The 15,737-nt window shown below is 66.6% G+C and carries 16 protein-coding genes; 5 read left to right on the top strand and 11 right to left on the bottom strand.

Annotated elements, in window-relative coordinates:
* Window positions 1–12 precede the first annotated feature (12 nt).
* Both ACPXCG_RS13885 and ACPXCG_RS13880 read right to left on the bottom strand, forming a co-directional pair.
* The gene (locus ACPXCG_RS13885) at window positions 13–1,179 is read right to left on the bottom strand and encodes a CaiB/BaiF CoA transferase family protein (protein WP_425792543.1); all 1,167 of its coding nucleotides are present in this window, start codon (window positions 1,177–1,179) and stop codon (window positions 13–15) included.
* Window positions 1,176–2,363, bottom strand: a complete 1,188-nt coding sequence (locus tag ACPXCG_RS13880; RefSeq protein ID WP_425792542.1) for an acyl-CoA dehydrogenase family protein — start codon at window positions 2,361–2,363, stop codon at window positions 1,176–1,178. The genes ACPXCG_RS13885 and ACPXCG_RS13880 overlap by 4 nt, the downstream gene beginning before the upstream one ends.
* 110 nt (window positions 2,364–2,473) lie before the next feature.
* On the opposite strand from ACPXCG_RS13880, the gene ACPXCG_RS13875 reads away from it, so the two are divergent.
* Window positions 2,474–3,481: a LacI family DNA-binding transcriptional regulator gene (locus ACPXCG_RS13875; RefSeq protein WP_425792541.1), complete on the top strand. Its 1,008-nt coding sequence runs from the start codon at window positions 2,474–2,476 to the stop codon at window positions 3,479–3,481.
* A 58-nt stretch (window positions 3,482–3,539) separates the two neighbouring features.
* Here ACPXCG_RS13875 and ACPXCG_RS13870 read toward each other — a convergent pair whose 3' ends face one another.
* Together ACPXCG_RS13870 and ACPXCG_RS13865 are read right to left on the bottom strand one after the other, a co-directional pair.
* Window positions 3,540–4,331: a hypothetical protein gene (locus tag ACPXCG_RS13870; RefSeq protein ID WP_425792540.1), complete on the bottom strand. Its 792-nt coding sequence runs from the start codon at window positions 4,329–4,331 to the stop codon at window positions 3,540–3,542.
* A 143-nt stretch (window positions 4,332–4,474) separates the two neighbouring features.
* On the bottom strand, window positions 4,475–5,110 hold the full coding sequence (locus tag ACPXCG_RS13865; protein WP_425792539.1) for a carbonic anhydrase: 636 nt from the start codon (window positions 5,108–5,110) through the stop codon (window positions 4,475–4,477).
* Here ACPXCG_RS13865 and ACPXCG_RS13860 point away from each other — a divergent pair.
* On the top strand, window positions 5,109–6,005 hold the full coding sequence (locus tag ACPXCG_RS13860) for an A/G-specific adenine glycosylase (protein ID WP_425792538.1): 897 nt from the start codon (window positions 5,109–5,111) through the stop codon (window positions 6,003–6,005). The genes ACPXCG_RS13865 and ACPXCG_RS13860 overlap by 2 nt on opposite strands.
* Here the strand turns inward: ACPXCG_RS13860 and ACPXCG_RS13855 are convergent.
* Together ACPXCG_RS13855 and ACPXCG_RS13850 are read right to left on the bottom strand one after the other, a co-directional pair.
* The gene (locus ACPXCG_RS13855) at window positions 5,962–6,864 is read right to left on the bottom strand and encodes an alpha/beta fold hydrolase (RefSeq protein WP_425792831.1); all 903 of its coding nucleotides are present in this window, start codon (window positions 6,862–6,864) and stop codon (window positions 5,962–5,964) included. The two genes, ACPXCG_RS13860 and ACPXCG_RS13855, sit on opposite strands and share 44 nt — an antisense overlap.
* A 20-nt stretch (window positions 6,865–6,884) precedes the next feature.
* The gene (locus ACPXCG_RS13850) at window positions 6,885–7,265 is read right to left on the bottom strand and encodes a DUF427 domain-containing protein (RefSeq protein ID WP_425792537.1); all 381 of its coding nucleotides are present in this window, start codon (window positions 7,263–7,265) and stop codon (window positions 6,885–6,887) included.
* A 77-nt stretch (window positions 7,266–7,342) separates the two neighbouring features.
* On the opposite strand from ACPXCG_RS13850, the gene ACPXCG_RS13845 reads away from it, so the two are divergent.
* The 3 genes from ACPXCG_RS13845 to ACPXCG_RS13835 all read left to right on the top strand — a co-directional run bounded on the left by ACPXCG_RS13845 (window position 7,343) and on the right by ACPXCG_RS13835 (window position 9,943).
* The gene (locus tag ACPXCG_RS13845; protein ID WP_425792536.1) at window positions 7,343–7,651 is read left to right on the top strand and encodes an antibiotic biosynthesis monooxygenase family protein; all 309 of its coding nucleotides are present in this window, start codon (window positions 7,343–7,345) and stop codon (window positions 7,649–7,651) included.
* A 29-nt stretch (window positions 7,652–7,680) separates the two neighbouring features.
* Window positions 7,681–8,316, top strand: a complete 636-nt coding sequence (locus tag ACPXCG_RS13840) for an LON peptidase substrate-binding domain-containing protein (protein WP_425792830.1) — start codon at window positions 7,681–7,683, stop codon at window positions 8,314–8,316.
* A gap of 124 nt (window positions 8,317–8,440) precedes the next feature.
* The gene (locus ACPXCG_RS13835) at window positions 8,441–9,943 is read left to right on the top strand and encodes an aldehyde dehydrogenase (protein ID WP_425792535.1); all 1,503 of its coding nucleotides are present in this window, start codon (window positions 8,441–8,443) and stop codon (window positions 9,941–9,943) included.
* Window positions 9,944–10,171: 228 nt separating this feature from the next.
* On the opposite strand, the gene ACPXCG_RS13830 is transcribed toward ACPXCG_RS13835, so the two are convergent.
* From ACPXCG_RS13830 to ACPXCG_RS13810, 5 genes are read right to left on the bottom strand one after another with little or no spacing between them, the layout of a single operon-like run.
* Complete coding sequence (locus tag ACPXCG_RS13830) at window positions 10,172–10,798, bottom strand: hypothetical protein (protein WP_425792534.1); 627 nt, start codon at window positions 10,796–10,798, stop codon at window positions 10,172–10,174.
* Window positions 10,799–11,761: a hypothetical protein gene (locus ACPXCG_RS13825; protein ID WP_425792533.1), complete on the bottom strand. Its 963-nt coding sequence runs from the start codon at window positions 11,759–11,761 to the stop codon at window positions 10,799–10,801.
* Window positions 11,758–13,221, bottom strand: a complete 1,464-nt coding sequence (locus ACPXCG_RS13820) for an MCE family protein (RefSeq protein ID WP_425792532.1) — start codon at window positions 13,219–13,221, stop codon at window positions 11,758–11,760. Before ACPXCG_RS13820 ends, ACPXCG_RS13825 begins: the two co-directional genes overlap by 4 nt.
* The gene (locus ACPXCG_RS13815; protein WP_425792531.1) at window positions 13,221–14,471 is read right to left on the bottom strand and encodes an MlaD family protein; all 1,251 of its coding nucleotides are present in this window, start codon (window positions 14,469–14,471) and stop codon (window positions 13,221–13,223) included. Before ACPXCG_RS13815 ends, ACPXCG_RS13820 begins: the two co-directional genes overlap by 1 nt.
* Window positions 14,471–15,736, bottom strand: a complete 1,266-nt coding sequence (locus ACPXCG_RS13810; protein ID WP_425792530.1) for an MCE family protein — start codon at window positions 15,734–15,736, stop codon at window positions 14,471–14,473. Before ACPXCG_RS13810 ends, ACPXCG_RS13815 begins: the two co-directional genes overlap by 1 nt.
* Window position 15,737 lies beyond the last annotated feature (1 nt).

Here is a 15,737-nt window from a genome sequence, read left to right as displayed (position 1 = left end):
CGGGCGAACAGCTCAGACGGCGTCGACGAGCGGATCGTGTTCGTCGAGGCGGGGTGGCGCCGACCGGTAGGTCGCCGGGGTCGTGCTCATCCGGATCGGGTTGGCCACCTGCCGGATCGGCGAGTCACGTCGCGGGTCGTCGATGGTCACCACCGGCGCGAGGCCGAGTCGCTCGGCGAGCGCGATCGCGTCGGCGATGTCGTTGAGCGGCCCGCAGGGCACGCGAGCACCGGTGAGCCTGGCGAACCAGTTGTCGGCGGTGTCCTGTGCGAGAAGCGAGTTCAGGATGTCGACGAGCCCGGTGCGATGGGCCACCCGATCGGAGTTGGTGGCGAAACGCGGGTCCGAGGCCAGCTCCGGCCTGCCGAGAACGTCGACGAGCGCGGCGAATTGACGGTCGTTGCCGACCGCGAGGACCAGTGGCCGGTCGGCGGTGTCGAAGACCTCGTAGGGCGCGATGCTCGGATGCCGATTGCCCATGGCGTGCGGCACCACCCCCGCCGCCACATATCCCGATGTCTGATTGACCAGCGCCGAGAGCAACGACGAGAGCAGATTGACCTCGATCCGCTGTCCCTCGCCGGTGCGATCTCGATGGCGCAACGCCGCGAGAATACCTACCGCAGCATGCAATCCGGTGATGACGTCGACCATCGCGACGCCGACCTTGGTCGGGCGGTCGGGGTCGGGACCCGTGATGCTCATCAAACCGCCGACGGCCTGGATGAGCAGGTCGTATCCGGGGAGCTGATTGTCTCCACCGAACCCCGTCACCGAGCAGTAGACGATGTCCGGGTTGGACTCGCGCACAGCGTCGTAACCCAGACCCAACCGGTCCATCGTCCCCGGCAGAAAGTTCTCGACGACGACGTCGGCCCGCTCGACGATTCGTCGGGCCTCGGAGAGGCCGTCCGGGTCGGTGAGGTCGAGGGCGACCGACCGCTTGTTACGGTTCACCGACAGGAAGTACGACGACTCAACAGCTTCCGGACCGCCGACCCATGGCGGCCCCCAGCTGCGGGTGTCGTCGCCCGAGCCGGGTCGCTCGATCTTGATCACCTCGGCGCCGAGGTCGGCGAGCAGCATCGTCGCGTAGGGGCCGGCGAGCACCCGGCCGAAGTCGGCGATCACCAGCCCGCCGAGCGCTCCGCCCGCGTCGTCGCCGAGCGAACCACTCACCGGAAAGCGCCTTCGCCGGTGAGCGCCTTGCCGATGGTCAGCTGATGGACCTCGGAGGTGCCCTCGTAGGTGAGCACGGACTCGAGATTGTTGGCGTGGCGGATCACCGGGTATTCGAGGGTGATGCCGTTGGCGCCCAGGATGGTTCGGCACTCGCGCGCGATTGCGATCGCCTCACGTACGTTGTTGAGCTTGCCGGTGCTGACCTGCTCGGGGGTGATCTCGCCGCGATCCTTGAGGCGGCCGAGGTGATAGGCCAGCAGGTGTCCCTTGCCCACCTCGAGCGCCATGTCGGCGATCTTGGCCTGGGTCAGCTGGTATCCGGCGAGCGGCTTGTCGAACACCTCACGTGTCTGCGAGTAGTCGACCGCGACCTCGAGGCAATCCCGTGCGGCGCCCATGGAGCCGAAGATGATCCCGAAGCGCGCCTCACCGAGACTCGTGAGCGGACCGCGGAGTCCCTGCGCCTCCGGCAGCATCGCCGACTGCGGCAGACGGACACCGTCGAGCACCAGCTCGGACGTGACCGATGCGCGTAGCGAGACCTTCTTGTGGATCTCGGGGGCCGAGAAGCCCGGCGTGTCCGTCGGCACCACGAACCCGCGGATGCCGGCCGCACCGTCGGCGAGATCGGTATGTGCCCACACCACCGCGACGTCCGCGATCGATCCGTTGGTGATCCACATCTTGGTGCCGTTGAGCACCCAGTCGTCGCCGTCGCGTTTGGCGTGCGTGCGCATCCCGGCGGGGTTCGACCCGAAGTCGGGTTCGGTCAGACCGAAGCACCCGATCGCGTCGCCGGCGGCCATCCGCGGCAGCCACTCCTGCTTCTGCTCCTCGCTGCCCCAGTGGTGAATCGAGAACATGGCCAGCGAGCCCTGCACCGAGACGAGACTGCGGATACCCGAGTCGACCGCCTCGAGTTCGAGGCAGGCGAGACCGTAGGTCGTCGCGCTGAGCCCCGGGCAGCCGTAGCCCTCGAGATGCATGCCGAGCGCGCCGAGTGAGCCGAGTTCCTTCGCGATGTCGCGGGCAGGCAGCTTCGCCTCCTCGAACCAGTCCGCGACATACGGACGCAGGCGCTCGTCGGCGAACTTCCGGACCGTGTCCCGGATCGCGATCTCCTCCGGCTCGAGAAGCGAATCGAGGGCGAAGAGCTGGCTCAGGGTCTGCGGTCGGGACATCGGTTCCTCCGGGTTTGCGAGAACGATTGCAAGAACGTTTGCATCGACTAATGTAGGGCTGCCGGGACGAGTTCGTCAACCCACATCCGGCCGGAGGGAGGTGCGTGCGCATGCGTGACGGAAACCGCGCGCCGACGCTGAAGGAGATCGCCGAACGCGCGGGCGTGCATGTGTCGTCCGCCTCCCGCATCCTGCGTCAGACCGAGCCCGCCGACGGATGGTCGGAATCGGCGCTGCGAGTCCGGCGGGTGGCGGCGGAACTCGGCTACCAGCCCAACCTCTGGGCGGCCAGCCTGCGCACGCGCAAGACCACCACCCTCGGAGTGGTGATGACCCGCCTCACCGACGGGGTGGTCGCGACGACATATCAGGGCATCGAGGAGGCCGCGTCCCGTGCCGGGTACTCCGTCCTGCTGTCGAGCCCACCCGACGATCTCGACGCCCAACGTCGCGCCATCGAGCTACTCGTTGGCCGCCAGGTGGACGGCCTGCTGCTGAGCAGCCTGCACAACCCGGGGCGGCCGTTCATCGACGCGCTCCGCATCGGCAACGTCCCGATGCTCGCCGTCACGCGCCACGCCGAGTCCGGACTGCCCTTCGTCGGCGGCGACGACATCACCGGCGGCCGACTGGCCGCCCGGCATCTGCTCGACCGCGGGCACACCGACATCGCCGTCGTCGCCGGTCCACGCCATGCCACCACCGCGGGCGACCGACTCAAGGGATTCCGGGCCGAACTCGGCAACGCGTCCGTAGAGCTCCGGGCGGACCGGATCGTGCACTCCACATTCGAGGTCGACGGCGGCATCGCGGCCGGCCGGGCCCTGCTCGACTCACCCACGCGACCCACCGCCATCTTCACGGTGTCCGACACCATCGCCATCGGCGTCATGGGTGTCGCCCGCGACCTCGGACTGCGCATCCCCGACGATCTGGCACTGGTCGGCTACAACGACATCCCCGTCGTCGCGCAACTGCCGGTCCCGCTCACGACCGTCCGGTCTCCGGCGCATGAGATCGGTGCGACGGCGGCTCGACGGTTGCTCGATCTGGTGGCCGGCCGGGAGCCGGAGACCGTCCGGCTGCCGGTGGAACTCGTGGTGCGCGCGACCACCTGACCGATTTCGTAGCAATAACCCGCGCTCACCGCGGATTATTGCTACCGAATCGAGGGACTCAGGGCTGCGCCGGCGCCACCACGTTGAACGTGATCGGCGCGGACTCCTTCTCCCCGATCTTCCCGATGGCCTGGTAAGCCCCGACCGCGATCGGCACGCGCGGCTTGTCGCAGCCGGGGCTGCTCGTGGTGCCCGACCAGGTGATGGTGTCGCGCACCTGCTGCGAGGGTTTGAGATTCACGTTGTTGACCGTCTGCAGCGGCGAGCAGTCGCGCGCCGACCAGAGGGTCCGGGTGCCGTCGAGGGTGCGGACCACGACGTCCTGCGCGGCCTTGCCCACGTCGCGGGTGCAGTCGGTGAGTCCGGCGTTGGTGGTGACGATCGTGAAGACCGGCTGGTCACCCGTGCTGTAGGTCGGCTTGTCGGTGTACAGGACCACCGAGATGTTCGCGTCCGGGCACAGCCCGGACGGCGGCACCGGACCCGGAGCCTGCGCGACACCACTCGGAGACGGCACCGACGACGCGGCCACCGATCCACTGGCGCCGGCCGCGGCCTCGCCGGGCACTCCGTTGCTGGAGCTGCTGTCGGTTCCGCCACCGGTTCCGCCGCCGGAGACCTGACCACTCGCCGACGGATCGGACGACTCGGCTGTCGGCTCGCTCGAATACGCCGTGGACGACGCGACCGACGAGGCGGCCGCCGCATTCGACGGATCGTCGCCGTTGCTCCCGGTGGCCCAGATGATGAGACCGATGATCAACGCAAGCGCGACGGCGCCACCACCGATGGCGACGATACGACGTCGCCAATAGATCTCAGGTGGTAGCGGGCCTTGCGGTTCGATCACGGAACCCACGCTAACGGCCCCTGTTGACGCCGTGTCCGACCGCGCTCGGCGTGTCGCACAAACAGCACCTGACCGGCCAAAAGTCTAAAGTCAGGGTTCAGCCCCGGCACCCCCCCGTCGCGCGCACCGGCCCGACGAGCGCGTCAGGCGTCGACGGTCTCGATACCGTCGAGCTGACCGATCACGCCGCGCACCTGCGCGCGTCCCTCGCCCAGCTGATAGGTCAGCCCCACGATCGCGAGGCGGCCGTCGGCGACCCGATCCGCGATGATGCGGCTGCGTTCCATCAACTGCTTGCCGGTCTCCAGGACGTGGCGCGCCTCGAACTCGTCGACACGGGTCAGCCCCTCGCTGCGGCCGGCCAGGATGCTCGGGCTCACCTTCTCGACGAGTTCGCGGATGTAGCCGCCGGGGATCTGCAGGTTGTCGAGGGCGTTGAGGGTGGCCTTGACCGCCCCGCAGCTGTCGTGGCCGAGGATGGCGATCAGCGGCACCTCGAGCACCTCGGCGGCGAACTCCAGCGAGCCCAGCACCGCCGAGTCGATGACCTGCCCCGCCGTGCGGACCACGAACATGTCGCCGAGACCCTGATCGAAGATGATCTCGGCCGAGAGACGCGAATCCGAGCAGCCGAAGAGCACCACATGCGGGTGCTGTCCCGACGTCAGACGCTCCCGATCCTCGATACCCTGTTTGGGATGTTGAGACTCACCGGCAACGAACCGATCGTTCCCTTCCTGCAGGATCTTCCAGGCCTCGGTCGGCGTCACTTGGCTCATGTCCACTAGTGTGCCACCGGCCGTTCTGCTCGGCTGGTTCGACCTCCACGAGCGCGATCTGCCCTGGCGTGAGCCGGGGTTGTCGGGCTGGCAGATCCTGATCAGCGAGATCATGTTGCAGCAGACCCCCGTCTCGCGCGTCGTCGGGCCGTGGCGCGAATGGATCGAACGGTGGCCGGTGCCGTCGGCGATGGCGGCTGCGTCACCCGGCGAAGTGCTCCGTGCGTGGGGCAAGCTCGGCTACCCGCGGCGGGCGCTGCGGCTTCACGAATGCGCGACCGTGCTCGCCGAACAGCACGACGATCGCGTCCCCGACGATGTGGAGACGATGTTGACGCTCCCCGGCATCGGCGACTACACCGCCCGCGCGGTCGCGTGTTTCGCCTATGGGCAGGCGGTTCCGGTGGTGGACACGAATGTTCGGCGGGTCATCGCCCGGGCGGTGCACGGACGCGAACAGCCGGGCAATCCCTCTCGTGGCGACCTCGCCGACGCCACCGCTCTCCTACCGCACAGCACCGACGGCTCCGTCGACGCCGCCGCGCCACGGTTCTCCGCCGCACTGATGGAACTCGGGGCCCTCGTGTGCACGGCCCGCAGCCCGCGGTGCGACGAGTGCCCGCTCCCCGACTGCACCTGGATACGGCTCGGCCGGCCGGCCCACACCGGCCCCGCCCGCAAGGTACAGAAGTTCGCCGGCACCGACCGGCAGGTCCGGGGACTGCTGCTCGACGTCCTGCGCGGTACCGACCATCCGGTGGTCCGGGCCCGCCTGGACACGGTGTGGACCACCGACACCGCCCAACGCGACCGTGCCCTCGATTCGCTACTGACCGACGGACTGGTGGAGCTCACCGACGACGGTCGGTTTTGTCTTGCAGGGGAGGCGAATTGATGACCCAGCCGGCCGAGGTGGTCGGCATCCCGGCCAGAAACGCCTCCACCGCACCGCGATAGATGTCCGGGGCGTCGTCGTGCACCAGGTGTCCGGCGTCCGGCACACGTAGGTACTGCGCTGCGCTGCGGGCCGAACACATGGTCCGCATCTGCCCGGGTGGTGTCACCGAGTGTTCGGCCTCGATCACGAGCGACGGTACCCGCACCGAACTCCATTCCGACCAGAACTCGCGACCGCCCCACTCCTCGGCGATCTCTGACCAGATGGCCAGGCTGCCGTGCAACCGGCCGTCGTCGAAGGCCTCGTAGAAGTAGCGGCCGGCGACCTCGCCGAACATCTCCTGTGCATGCGACATCGATGCGAACCGGTCGGGCCAGCTGTCGAACCAGGGGGTCCAGTTCCGGGTGGTGCGTCCGCGGAAGTCCGGCGCCATGTCTTCGATCACCAACGCCGACACCATCTCCGGGTAGGCGGCCGCGGTGCACCAGGCGTGCAGCGCGCCCATCGAATGTCCCACCAGGACCGCGGGGCCCTGGTCGATCCAGATCAGGACCTCGGCCAGATCGGTGACGAAACGCTCGGTGCTCAGCTCCGCGGGATCGTCGGGCGCCTCCACGTCGGCGCCGGTGTGGAAGGCGGCGTCGAGAGTGAAGACGCGGCCGTGGCGACGCAGCCACGGGATCTGTCGTCGCCACGTGCGTCCGCGCCCCATCAGGCCGTGCAGCAGGACGATCGGGCCGACACCGCGGACCGGCTGACCGTCGGAGTCGGTGGGTCCGCCGTGATCGAGCAGGCCGATGTCTGCGGCCCCGGTCTCCGCAGGCGTCGCGGTTCGAGTGGCGGTCACGGCTGACAGGGTATGGCAGCAGCCGCCGATCAGCCCGACGCCGCGTCGACGTCGACCGACACGCGACCCGGATAGAACGCGACATGGTCGGCGATCTGTGCGACGGCGTCGTACGGGGATCGGTAGACCCAGACCGCGTCGGTCAGTACCTCGGCACCGAGGGTGAGGTCGTAGTAATTGCACTCACCCTTGTACGGGCAGAAGGTGGTGGTCGCGCTCTCGCGGAGCAACGACGGGTCCACCGATTGCCGGGGTAGATACTGCACGGGCGGGTACTCCGCCTCGCGCAGGGTGAGCGCATCCGCCGTCCGTGCGACGACGGTGTCGCCGACCCGGACGACGACACGATCATCCGTCGGCGACACCGTGATCGGGTGATCGGGTCCCGGTTCCAGTCTTCCGCGTGCCATGACACCTCCACTGCGACATATCTGCGGGGCGTTGAACTGTCGATATCCCACTCCAGCATGCCAGTAGGGTGGGTCCCATGGCAGTTGTGAAGATCAATGCGATTTCGGTACCCGAGGGCGCCGGACCGGAACTCGAGAAGCGATTCGCGAATCGTGCCCACTCGGTCGACGGCTCCAAGGGATTCCTCGGATTCCAGTTGCTGCGCCCGGTGAAGGGCGACGACCGGTACTTCGTGGTCACCCAGTGGGAATCCGAAGAGGACTTCCAGGCGTGGGCGTCGGGCCCGGCGAAGGAGGCACACTCGGGCGAGCGTGCGAAGCCGGTGGCGAGCGGAGCCGATCTGCTCGAGTTCGAGGTCGTACTCGACGCCAAACCCAGCGCCTGACAGGCGTGCCGCGCGCCTCGGGCACGCCGATGTTCCCGCTGGGAACCGCGTTGCTGCCCGGTGAGCCGCTGCCCTTGCGGATCTTCGAACCGCGATACCGGCAGATGCTCGAAGACTGCCTCGACGGCGACGACCAGGAATCGACTGCGGCGACCCCCCGCGACGCGGGATTCGGCGTCGTGCTGATCGCACGTGGCCACGAGGTGGGCGGCGGCGACGTCCGGCACGATGTGGGCACCTTCGCCCACATCGAGAACCTGATGCGCCAACCCGACGGCCGGGCGTCGCTCACCTGCACCGGCGCCGCGCGAATCCGGGTCACCGAGTGGCTCCCCGACGATCCGTATCCGAGGGCCGTCACCGAGGTCCTCCCGGAACCTCGGATCGGTCCCGCCGACCATGCCAGGGTGATCGAACTCGGCCTCGCGCTGCGCGCCTTCGTCGACGAGGTGGCCACCACCCGACCCGAGTCGGTGCCCGTCGGCCTCCCCGAATTCGACGTCGCCGACCTCGCCGAACACGGCCTGTTCGAGTGGGCCATCCGGCTGCCCATCGGCCCGGCCGACCGGCAGCAACTGCTCGAGTGCGACACCGTGCCGGAGCAGATCTCTGTTCTCGACGACGTCGTCGAGGGACTCACGGCGATGATCCGCTTCGGCCGCTGACATCTGCCGGGTGCGAAAATCCGGCTTCGGTCGGCGCAGGTGGCGACCGCCCCTGGCCCCGAAGTTAGAACGTGTTCTAGTATCGGTTGTGGAGTAGTTCACACCACCACTCAGGAGCACATCTATGACCGAGACCGTCGAGTCCCGTCCGGCATCCGACCTGGTCGGCGCCGGCGACCAACCGCAACTGTTCATCGGTGGACAGTGGGTGGATCCGCATTCGACCGAGACGCTCGAGGTGTTCTCGCCCGCCACCGGGGAGCGGGTCGGTTCCGTACCGCTCGCCGACGAGGTCGATGTCGACACCGCGGTCAAGGCCGCCCGGGCCGCGTTCGCGTCGGGTGTCTGGCGCGACACCGCACCGGCCGATCGAGCCGCCGTCCTGAACCGCGCAGCAGATCTGATCAACGAGCGCATGGGCGAGATCAGCAGCCTGGTCTCCGCCGAGATGGGCGCCACCCCCACCGATGTCACCACCCTCCAAGGGCTGGCCGGCACCGGCGTGCTGCAGGGGTACGCTGCCGCGACCACCGAGTTCCCGTGGGAGGAAAAGCGCGCCGGGCTGTTCGGCGAGACGCTGGTGACCCGCGAGGCCGTCGGTGTCGTCGGCGCGATCATCGCATGGAACGTCCCGCTGTTCCTGCTGTGCAACAAGTTCGGCCCGGCGCTCGCCGCCGGCTGCTCGATCGTTCTCAAGCCCGCGCCGGAGACACCGCTCAACGCGAACCTGCTCGCACAGCTCTTCGTCGACGCCGGCGTCCCGGAAGGCGTCATCTCGGTCGTCCCGGGTGCCGTCGCTGCCGGCCAGGCACTCGTGGAGCACCCCGACGTCGACAAGATCACCTTCACCGGCTCGACTGTCGCCGGACGCGCCATCGCCGCGCGCTGCGGCGAGAACCTCAAGCGTTGTTCGCTGGAGCTGGGGGGCAAGTCGGCCGCGATCGTCCTCGACGACGTCGAGCTCGAGGCCAACATCCACATGCTGGTGTTCTCGGCCGGCCTGATCAACGCCGGTCAGGCATGTGTCGCGCAGACCCGTGTCCTGGTCCCCCGGTCCCGCCACGACGAGATCGTCGACGCAATGGTCGAGACCGCCAAGACCTTCACTCCGGGTCTGCCGACCGCAGAGGGCACCGGCCTCGGACCGATCATCACCGCCAAGCAGCGGGACAAGGTCGAGGGTTACGTGGCCAAGGGCAAGGAAGAGGGCGCCACCGCAGTGCTCGAGGGCGGCCGTCCGGAAGGCCTCGACAACGGCTTCTACGTCACCCCGACGATCTTCACCGGCGTCACCAACGACATGACGATCGCGCGGGAGGAGATCTTCGGCCCGGTCATCAGCGTCATCGCCTACGACACGGTCGACGAGGCCATCGCCATCGCCAACAACTCCGATTACGGTTTGGCCGGCTCCATCTGGACAGCCGACGTCGAGCGCGGTGTCGAGATCGCGAAGCAGATCCGCACCGGCACGCTCGGCATCAACTGGTACGCCATCGATCCCGCGTCGCCGTTCGGCGGATACAAGAACTCGGGTATCGGACGCGAGAACGGACGCGAGGGACTCGAGTCCTACCTCGAGCACAAGGCGATCCTCATGCCGATGGGATATACCTCCGAATCCTGATCTCTCACAGGGGAATCGGGGCCGGTCGCCGAAGGGTGACCGGCCCCGTTTTTCGTCTGCATGCGCCTGCGTCACAACAGCGGGCCACAGAAGTGCGAATCAGCTGCCGATCGAGTAGCCCCCGAGCCGACGAGGGCGCGTTTCGAGATCGCCGCAACAGGTCTCGATTCACCTCGTCGCATGCTCCTCGACTACTCGACCGGCAAACGGCGAATCAGGAGTGGGGCGTCAGCCGGCAGGCGGAGCAGACGGGGCAGGCGAGGCGGACGGGGCCGCTGGCGACGGCGACTTGGACGTCGGCAACGGGACAGCGCCGGGCGGCGGTGTGTCCGTCTGCTCGATGCGGCTTCGGAACGAGTCGTCGGTGATCACGTCGATCCCGTTGATCATCCACCGATCACCCTGCTTGACCATGCTGAACGTCAGACGGCTCGGGTCCACGCGGACGAGTTCCTTGTTGTTACGGGTGACCGACTGGTTCATGAAGATCAGCACCTTGGAGGTGTCCTGGGTGTTGGTCACCACGCCGGCGTCCTGGATGGTCACGGCCGACACCACACCCTGCTTACGCACCTCGGCGGCGAGATTGTTCTTGGTGACCAGGGCGTCATAGGTCGGCTTCGCCGCCCCGGTCAACACCGCCTTCGACTCCGCGACGTGCTGATCGACGTTCTGCGGGGTGTACCCGAACATGGTGGTGGCATAGCCTTTTGCCGCGTCCAGTGACGAATTCCTCGCGTTCTCGGTTGCGCGGTCGTCGAAGAACCGGATACCGAGGAACACCGTCACGGCCGCAGCCGCGACCAGCAGGATGACAAGCGTTGCCGCGACGACGCGGCCGGTGGTGATACGCATCTACGTCACCCACTCGAAGTTCGTCATCTTCAGGTCGCCGTTGATCCGGGTCATCTGCACCCGCCACCGGAACGTCTGAACGATCGTCTCCTCCTTGGGATCCGGATTCTTCATCTGCCACCCGTAGACGACGATCGCCGTTCCCTCGTCCGGTTCCGCCTTGGTCACGGCTTCCGACAGGATCGTGGTCTTGGTGTCGATCTTCTGGTCCTTGACCAGACCGACGGCCTGTTTCATCGAATCCTGCATCTGCTGCTGGGCCTTGCCACTCGTCTTGTCCTGCAACGTCTTCAATGCACCATCGACGTTGTTCGGGTTGAGTGTGGTCAGGTTGACGATCATCTGCGAAGCGAAATCCGAGTACTCGGCTCGCAGGTCGTTCTTCTTGTCATAGCGGTTGATACCGACCGCGAAGATCACCGATACCGCAACACACGCGATGATCACGACGCTGCACACCGAGGCCAGGACGATGCGCTTGGTCCGCGACGAGTCGGTGCCCTTGTATCGGACCGGCGACCCGTCGTCACCGGCGAGACGGTCGTCGCGGCTCCGACGTGCCGCTGCGTTGCGCGCACGCCGCCGCTCCCGATAGGTGAGCTGATCGCCTGCGACCGTGGATTGCTGCTCGGCGTCGCCCTTGCCGGTTTCGTCTGTGTTCTCCACCGCTTCGGCCGCATCTGCCGCCTCGGGAGCACTCGCGGATTCGCCGGTGCCAGAGGTATCGCCGCTGCCCGCAGGATCGTTCGAACCTTCGACCTCGACGGCCTCCGACGACGACTCCTCGGCAGACGCCGCGGGACCTTCCGGTCCGGCCGAACTCGAGGGCCGCTTGCGCCCACGGCCGAGCGGGGCCTTGCGAACGGGTGCGCGGCGAACCGGCGTCGACGGGGCCGACGCCTGTTCCTCCGTGTTTTCCGGGCTGGGGTCGGGCGTGGTGTCCTCGGGCTTGTCCGAGGTCACTTCTGCACCGTATTGCTGATCATGCTCTCCCACGTACTGTCTTGTCCTTGTGAATCCTGTCCCAGACCGGCGTTATACGTCTTGCCGTCGGGACCGATGTAGTCACCCGTCTTCGGATCGTACGGGGTGGCGTACACAGCGGCGCCGGGCGTGTAGCTCGACGGGGTCGCCTGCGTGGCCTGACCGGTCGGCACCTTCGCCGGGGCCTTGGCCGGAGACTTGGCCGATGCGTTCGCCGGCGGCTTGAGCCCGAAGGGCAGGCCTTCCGGGAAGGCCACGTTCTCGCCCTTGGGCTTGTAGCCCGTCCGGCATTCCTCGGGTGTCGGAGCGCGACGACCAGGGAACTCCGCGCACGGGAAGTTGCGGGCACCGCGGACTGCCAGATTCGAATCCTGCGGCACCCGGCACAGCATGCCCGGCGGTATGTCGCGGGGGGTCTGAATCGCGGGCGACCGCCACTGTGAAGCCGGCAAGAAGCCCATCGTGCAGGTCCCCGGGTCCTGGAATCCCAAGGCGAAATCCACGTTGGCGCCGTAATGTCCGTTCTCGGTGTTGAGTGCGGTGATGAGCGCCGCCATCAGACGCGGATAGATCACCACGATCTGCTGGAGATTCGGGTGATAGACCGCAAGTGTCTTCGCTGACACGCCCAGATTCGCGATGAGCATCGGCAGTGTCTGGTCCATCGACGAGAACAGTTCCTGCGTCTGGGACGCGGTGGACGGCCCCTTCTGCAGGATGTCGGTGACCTGCGGGTTGTTGGCCCGCAGCTGATCGGTGAACTTGGTGACATCCGCGGTCCAGGAACGGATCTCGTCGGAGGTCTGCGACTGGGTGGACAGCAGCGGTCCGGACTGGTCGATGAGTTTCATCAACGGCTCGGTGTTCTTCGATGCGTCACCCACCAGCAAGGTCATCGAGTCGAGCAGGCGTTGCAATTGCTCACCGGTACCGTTGAACGCCTCGAAGGCCTCGTCCATCACCGAGCGCAGCTTCGTGTCGCCGACCTTGTCCAGCAGCGCATTCGCCTGGTCGAGCATGGTCGAGATCTCGACGGGCACCTGACCGCTGTCCACCACCGAACCGTCGTAGAGGTGGCCGGACGGTCCGTTGGGCACCGGAGTGAACTCGACGTACTGCTCGCCGATCGCCGACACGCTGCGCACCGCGGCCTGCGACGACACCGGAATGTCGGTACCGCTGTCGATCGAGAGGTCGGCGACCACGCCGTTCTCGGTCAGTTTGACCGCGGTGACCTTGCCGACGTTCACGCCACGGAAACTGACGTTCGCGTTCTGGTAGAGCCCACCACTGCTCGGCAACTTGAGCTCGACGCGGTACTCGCCGATCCCGAACATCGACGGAATCCGTATGTAGAAGATCGCCATCGCAACCAGCGCGACCACCGTGACGATGGCGAAGATGAGCAACTGGATCCGGACAAAGCGGGTGATCTTCATCAGTTGCCCCCGCTCTTGGGTGCCGGCACCGAGGCGGTCGCCGGCTTCTTGCCGTTCGACTGCTTACTTTGCGGCTGCATCCCCTCCGGGCTCAGCGGCGAGGTGAACGGATCGAGACCGCGTTTGGCCGCGCCCGCCTGCTGTCCGACGATGCCTTCCGGTCCGACCAGCCCGACCGAGGAGAGCAGACCGCGCGAGAGCCGTCCGAAGCTCAGGTCGAGCACGAGATCACTGTTCACGTAGTCGCCCTTGACGATCTTCGGGATCGCCGACTCGTAGAAGGGGAAGGTCAGGAAGATGCCGAGCGACTGTGTGAGAGCCGGCCCGGTCGCCTGTAGCTGATCGAGGACCGGCGACAGATTCGACACGATGGTCTTGATGTCCTTGTCGTTGGCATCGATGATGTCGTTGCTCGTCTTGGACAGCTTCCCCAGCGCACCCAGGGTGTCGGTGAACTGTTGCTTCTGCTCGTTGAGGAGACCGAGGATCTGCGGTCCGTCGGAGAGTGCCTTCTCCACCGTCGGGGTCTGCTCGTTGATCGACGCCGCCAGTCTGTCCAGCCCCTCGGTCGCCCGGATGATGTTGGCCTTCTGGTTGTTCAGATCGCCGACCAGGGTGTTCAACCGTGGCACCAGCTTGCTGATGGTGTCCTGCCGCCCGGTGAACACCGAGTTCATCTCGTGCACGATGTCGCCGAACTGCGCCAGCCCACCACCGTTGAGCACCACCGACAACGAACTCAGTACCTGCTCGGTGGTCGGATACGTACACGCGGCGACCTGTTGTGCCGAATTGATGTCCGGCACCGACGGCGCACCCGGACTCGTCGTGATGTTGCTCTGCTCAGGACATTTGGTCAGCGGGATCTCCTCGCCGGCCGACATCACTCCGCCGGTCGGCTTCTCCGGCTGGACGATCTGCAGATGCGACGACCCGAGCACACTGGTCATCCCGACCATCACATGCGAGCCACGCGGCACGGTGACGCCATGGTTGAGACGGATGTCCACGTGGGCGTTCCAGTTGTCGACCGTGATCGGCCCGACGCTGCCGACCGTCGCGTCATCGATCATCACCGGCGCGTTGGACACCAGCCCGGCCGCCGTCGGGATCATCGCGGAGATCTCGTACGACCCGTTGCCCGTGCCCTGCGCCCCCGGGATCGCCATGCTGTTGAGCCCCTGAAAGCTGCATGCGGACGCCCCGACCATCACCACCGCCAGGAGCACCGCCAATCCGGCGCGGCGCATCACTTCTCACCTCCGAACGGGACGAGGAGATTGCCGAGAGCATTGTCACCGGTGTTGTCGTTCTTGCGGGTCTGAGCGTCCTGCTCGCGAATCCCGGCCTGTGCACGGGCCTTCACATCGGAATTCTGGTACTGGATCTGGTTGGGCCGCGCGTTGATACCCGTCACCGGGTTGGTGAGGAACGGCGGGTAGTTCATCGAGATCGAGGAGAGGACCGGCGCCATCACGTCCACGCACTTCTCCACCTCTGCCTCACTCTGGCCCGGCCGGTCGTTCGCCTGCATCGACCCGCACAAGAGCGTGATGAGGTTGGCGCCCATACCGAGACCGAAGATGCCGGAGAGCGAACCGGTCATCGGGTTGTAGATGTTGTAGAAATTGGCCAGCTGATGCGGCCCCGAGTGCAGGAGTCCGCGGATCTGTTGGTCTTTGTCTGCCAGGATCTTCGTCGTGTCGGCGAGATTCTTCACCGAACCGGAAAGTGTCTTTCCGTTCTTGTCGATGAAGTCCTGCACGTCCGACATCGCGCTGTCGAGGTTGTGCAACGCGCCGTTGAGTTCGTCGGTGTTGTTGCCGAGCACCTTGCTGACCGACGCGATGCGACCGTTGAACTGAACCATCTGCTCGTGGCTGGTCGACAATGCGTCGGTGAGTTTCTGGAGACTCCGAATGGTCGAGAACAGGTCTCCGCGGCCCGCCGACAAAGTACCCATCACGTCGGAGAGTTCCTTGATCGACGCGTTGATGGCCGCCCCGTTGCCGTCGAGGTTCTTGTCGGCGACATCGATCAGCTTGGAAGCCGACCCGGGGTCGGCGCCCTTGGGACCCACCGCCTCGGTCAGCTTCGACAGCTGCTTCTTGATGTCGTCCCATTCGACGGGGACGGCCGTCCGGTTCATCGGGATGTCGGCGTTCTCGGCCATCTTGGGTCCGCCGGCGTAGACCGGTGTGAGCTGGACGAACCTGCCCGACACCAGACTCTGCGCGACGACCACAGCCTTGGCGTCGGCCGGGATCGGGGTGTCCTTGTCCACCTGCATCTTGATCTCCACGTCACCGTCCCGTGGCGAGATCGCGGTCACCTTGCCGACATTCACACCGAGGACCCGTACCGGGTCACCGTTGTAAAGCCCGCCGGCGGACGGGAAGTACGCCGTGATGGTGTTGTTGGTCGCCTTGTTGAAGCCCACGTAGCCGATGACGATCACCAGGATCGCCAGCACCACAGCGGCGATGACCTGCCAAACGCGTTTGCCGATGCCCATG

Origin of the sequence: Gordonia sp. DT218 (assembly GCF_049847105.1) — a bacterium.
Taxonomy (GTDB): Bacteria; Actinomycetota; Actinomycetes; order Mycobacteriales; family Mycobacteriaceae; genus Gordonia.
The sequence above is the reverse complement of the archived record's forward strand: the minus strand, read 5'-3'. Positions and strand labels throughout refer to the sequence as shown.

Bases quoted from the DNA above. Each gene is read 5' to 3' on its own strand.
- ACPXCG_RS13880 (WP_425792542.1), bottom strand. From the start codon at position 2,363: ATGTCCCGACCGCAGACCCTGAGCCAGCTCTTCGCCCTCGATTCGCTT.
- ACPXCG_RS13875 (WP_425792541.1), top strand. From the start codon at position 2,474: ATGCGTGACGGAAACCGCGCGCCGACGCTGAAGGAGATCGCCGAACGC.
- ACPXCG_RS13860 (WP_425792538.1), top strand. From the start codon at position 5,109: ATGTCCACTAGTGTGCCACCGGCCGTTCTGCTCGGCTGGTTCGACCTC.
- ACPXCG_RS13865 (WP_425792539.1), bottom strand. From the start codon at position 5,110: ATGAGCCAAGTGACGCCGACCGAGGCCTGGAAGATCCTGCAGGAAGGG.
- ACPXCG_RS13850 (WP_425792537.1), bottom strand. From the start codon at position 7,265: ATGGCACGCGGAAGACTGGAACCGGGACCCGATCACCCGATCACGGTG.
- ACPXCG_RS13845 (WP_425792536.1), top strand. From the start codon at position 7,343: ATGGCAGTTGTGAAGATCAATGCGATTTCGGTACCCGAGGGCGCCGGA.
- ACPXCG_RS13840 (WP_425792830.1), top strand. From the start codon at position 7,681: ATGTTCCCGCTGGGAACCGCGTTGCTGCCCGGTGAGCCGCTGCCCTTG.
- ACPXCG_RS13835 (WP_425792535.1), top strand. From the start codon at position 8,441: ATGACCGAGACCGTCGAGTCCCGTCCGGCATCCGACCTGGTCGGCGCC.
- ACPXCG_RS13830 (WP_425792534.1), bottom strand. From the start codon at position 10,798: ATGCGTATCACCACCGGCCGCGTCGTCGCGGCAACGCTTGTCATCCTG.
- ACPXCG_RS13820 (WP_425792532.1), bottom strand. From the start codon at position 13,221: ATGAAGATCACCCGCTTTGTCCGGATCCAGTTGCTCATCTTCGCCATC.
- ACPXCG_RS13815 (WP_425792531.1), bottom strand. From the start codon at position 14,471: ATGCGCCGCGCCGGATTGGCGGTGCTCCTGGCGGTGGTGATGGTCGGG.
- ACPXCG_RS13810 (WP_425792530.1), bottom strand. From the start codon at position 15,736: ATGGGCATCGGCAAACGCGTTTGGCAGGTCATCGCCGCTGTGGTGCTG.